The sequence below is a fragment of the Coleofasciculus sp. FACHB-712 genome, assembly GCF_014695635.1.
Lineage (GTDB): Bacteria > Cyanobacteriota > Cyanobacteriia > Cyanobacteriales > FACHB-T130 > FACHB-T130.
In genome coordinates this window covers 1-2,592 of sequence record NZ_JACJOQ010000285.1, presented here as the reverse complement: position 1 = coordinate 2,592, position 2,592 = coordinate 1, and the positions used below count along the sequence as shown (strand labels likewise).

Below are 2,592 nucleotides of genomic sequence, written 5' to 3'. Positions count from 1 at the left end.
AAGTTTTCGGATTCGAGCCTGTGTCTCCCGCTCTTATCCAACGCAACACCGAATCTCGGTTGTATTTCTCTAATAAATGTAGCGATCGCGCTGAAGTTCATTCGCTTCTTTTTGAATTTGAACTGTTGGTCGCGGATCTAGATCATTGCCTGAATCGGCGTAGGGAATGCAAGATAGTTAGAAAAGGTTTGTTGCGAATTAAGTCCACCCTAGTAGAGTTAGTTTTTGGTTTCGTCAACTTTTCTAGAATTTTTCCTCTTTCGTTTGAGTAACCTGACCATTTATAGCTCGTTCACGAACCCGCCGGTACCTTAGGCGGGTTTTAGTTTTTTATATGGCAGCGGAACGCCTAAAGGGGCGGCGAAACAAACAGGTATTAATAGCAGAAAGCTTCGATCAATTCCCAAATTTCAGGTAGGACGTTTCCTAAACTGTGATCGTCCTCTAGTTCGATAAATTTAACCCAAGGGCGTGAGGCGGCGTAATTGCGGCTAGCTGCAATTGGAATCACTTCATCGTGACGCCCATGCAGAAGCAGAGTAGGGATGGGGCGCTGTAGCTGTTCGTCTTGATATTGGGCGGCGTCGGTGACGAACTGGTAGTGCAGAAGAAGCGATCGCTTCTCGCCATAGTGATATACCGGCAAATATTGCTCTGTCTGCCATTGTTGCAGTTGTTCTTCCCCCAGTCGGAGCAACCAGTGAGTCAGAAACTCAAAAGCCGGAGCTAGCAACACTAACCGCTGAACCTGCGGGTATTTTTCTCCCACCCAAGCCGCTGTTAAACCCCCTAAGCTGGAGCCAATGACAGTAACAGGCATTGAGTTTGGGGGAAATTCAGCGGCGACTTGCTTTATTTGCCGAGTTATTGTCAGATGGGAAAAATCGCCTTGGTTGAGATCGGGGATTGTCAAGGGGATTTTCAGGGAAGATAAGCGATCGCGCAGATAGATCGCCTTCGTTGACTGGGGACTAGAGGCAAATCCATGCAGATAAAGATAATCAAGCATTCAATTGGGCAGTAGTTTCCGGCGTATCAACCGCTAAAAATTTCGCTCCAGCGAACCTGGAAATCCTTGTCCTCTATTTTTCCCCGCCCGTTGCCCCTTTTGTTGTCGTCGCTGTTGCATCAGTTGGACAAACTTGGCGCGTTGCTCTGGAGTCATAACTTCTCGCATTTCTAACATACTTTCAAACCGCAACTTTTGTAGCTGCTGCTGCAACTCTTCAACTTGCTGATTTTTAGAGCGAATTTGGCTGGCGGAAGCTGTACTATTCATCAGTGTCGCTAGCTCTTGCCGAGCTTGACGTAGAGTTTGCTGGCGCGGCGCTATCTGGGTTCTATACTTCTGCCGAATCGCCTGCATTTGCTGCATTTGCTGTGGGGTAAGATTGAGTTGCTGAAGGAGTCCATCCTTGTTGCCTCTTTGAGGACGGGCACCCGGCGAATTTTGGGCAATTGTTTGAGAAGATTGGGGATTCGGATCGGCAAGAGCAACCGCACTCCCTATAGATAGTATGAGAACCGCTAACAGAGAAATACGATTTAGGGACATGAAAACAATCTCCGTCGTTAGTAGTAATTAGTAATTAGTAATTCGTTAAGACGCAATTAGCCATTCTTGATGAGGTAGTCGCAATGAGCTGATTAAAGATAACTGACCATTACCGATTCCCTAAAAAAGCTAATTTTCTGAGAGCAACCAATCAGCTTCTGCATCTTGGCTGCTCGACGACGCGGGCGTTTCACCCGCGACAACACTATCCCAGTTCGTCGCCAGAAATGCTTCCAGTTCGGCGGTGTTTGTGGATGCAGTCGATGCAGTGTTAGGCACTAGCACGCGATATCCTGCCCAGGTAACTAGCAGACTAGCAACAAGGGCAGAGGGTAAAATCCACCTCTGTCGTCGCCATTGCGGCTGTGGCGGCGCAGAGGCTACGGCTTGCATAATCTGGCTCTCTAAATCGGGTGCAGATGGAGGAATATGACCCCGGTGTTGGCGCAGAAACTCTACCAGGGGTTTGTCATCATCGGGGAACTGAGTCATAGGTGGACTCCTTGTTGCTGGAGAAATTGCCTCATGGAGGTTCTAGCATGAAAGAGGCGAGATTTTACTGTGCCAACTGGAATCGACAAGATATTTGCGATCTCTTTTTGCGGAACGTCTTCTAAGTCGTGCAGAACCAGTACGGCGCGATGCTCGAAACTTAGTTGTTGCAGTCCGCGCTGCACTAAATCTTCATAATGTAAGTGCATCAGAGTGGGAGATTCTTGTTGACTTGGCAAGGCATTGGTAGCGCTTTGTTGTAAAGACGCGAAATTTCGGGTTTCTACAGCAAATTGCCGCCGTCTATCTGAGGCGACATTCCAGCTAATGCGATAAAGCCAAGTCGAAAAATGGGCGGTTTCCCGCAATTTTGGTAATCCCTTCCAAGCGCGTAAGAATACTTCTTGCACCAAATCATCTAAGCATGAGGTACCGCAGAGTTGGTAAAGAGTTGATCTGACGCGCTGCTGATGGCGCTGGTAGAGTTGCCGAAAGCTCTGCTTGTTGCCTTCTTGACACCGTTTTACCAGGTAAGCATCGGTGTC

General features: G+C 48.1%; 4 protein-coding genes. All 4 read right to left on the bottom strand.

Going from position 1 to position 2,592, the window contains the following annotated elements:
- Positions 1-376: 376 nt before the first annotated feature.
- Positions 377-1,009, bottom strand: a complete 633-nt coding sequence (locus H6F50_RS07685; protein WP_190428079.1) for a YqiA/YcfP family alpha/beta fold hydrolase — start codon at positions 1,007-1,009, stop codon at positions 377-379.
- Positions 1,010-1,042: 33 nt separating this feature from the next.
- Complete coding sequence (locus H6F50_RS07680; RefSeq protein WP_190414573.1) at positions 1,043-1,555, bottom strand: Spy/CpxP family protein refolding chaperone; 513 nt, start codon at positions 1,553-1,555, stop codon at positions 1,043-1,045.
- Between the two features lie 129 nt (positions 1,556-1,684).
- The gene (locus tag H6F50_RS07675; RefSeq protein WP_190428077.1) at positions 1,685-2,047 is read right to left on the bottom strand and encodes a hypothetical protein; all 363 of its coding nucleotides are present in this window, start codon (positions 2,045-2,047) and stop codon (positions 1,685-1,687) included.
- Positions 2,044-2,592 (bottom strand): sigma-70 family RNA polymerase sigma factor (locus H6F50_RS07670; RefSeq protein WP_190428076.1); only part of this gene is annotated, 549 nt, incomplete at its 5' end. The genes H6F50_RS07670 and H6F50_RS07675, both read right to left, overlap by 4 nt.